Below are 839 nucleotides of genomic sequence, written 5' to 3'. Positions count from 1 at the left end.
GTTATGAGAGGAGCGCCTCAGGGAGATAAGAGTTTCAATACATTTTTACAAGAGATGAAAGAAAAATGCTTGATGGCACAGGCGAATCAAGAATATCCCTTTGAAGAGCTGGTAGAAGAACTTAATCTGGTAAGAGATAGCTCTCGTAATCCTTTGTTTGATGTGGTATTCAGTCTTCAAAATATCGATGAGATACATATGGAAGCCGAAGGGTTAAAATTTAACGATATTAATATTAATGGTACGATATCTAAATTTGATCTAACTGTTACGTTGACAGCGATTGAACAAGGTTATGGATTGAGCTTTGAGTATTGTAGTGATTTATTCAAAGAAAGTAGTATTCACCAGATGATGGAGCACTATGTGCAAATCCTGAGGGGAATTATCCAGAACCCGGAACAAAAAATAGTAGAAATCAATGTTGTCAGTGAAGTAGAGAAAGAGAAAATTCTAGGCGGATTTAACGATACAACTGTAAGAAATCCGAAGGATATGACTGTGATGACACGCTTCGAGGAACAGGCAAGAAGGGTGCCAGATAAAATTGCTGTTCGTGCGGAGGGAAGAGAAATTACCTACCGAGAACTAAATGAGAAGGCGAATCAACTGGCGGTCAAATTGCGGGAAATGGGAATTGAGCGTGATGATTACGTAGCGATTACAGCTGAGCGCAGTTTAGAAACAATCATAGGGATTTGTGGAATTGTCAAGGCTGGTGGAGCTTATGTGCCGATTGATCCAGCTTATCCGCAGGAGCGAATTACTTATATGTTGGAAGATTGTAAGCCTAAAGCGATTCTGGTGAGCGATGATTCGGATGTATATGAAGCGCATGT

1 protein-coding gene is annotated in these 839 nt (G+C 40.0%); it reads left to right on the top strand.

Translation table 11 applies throughout. The features are described 5' to 3' along the window. Positions 1-839: condensation domain-containing protein (locus BAQ44_RS08825; RefSeq protein WP_145925746.1), on the top strand; the 839-nt coding region annotated here is incomplete at both ends.

The organism is Bacillus mobilis (assembly GCF_001884045.1).
Classification (GTDB): domain Bacteria; phylum Bacillota; class Bacilli; order Bacillales; family Bacillaceae_G; genus Bacillus_A; species Bacillus_A mobilis.
The sequence above is the reverse complement of the archived record's forward strand: the minus strand, read 5'-3'. Positions and strand labels throughout refer to the sequence as shown.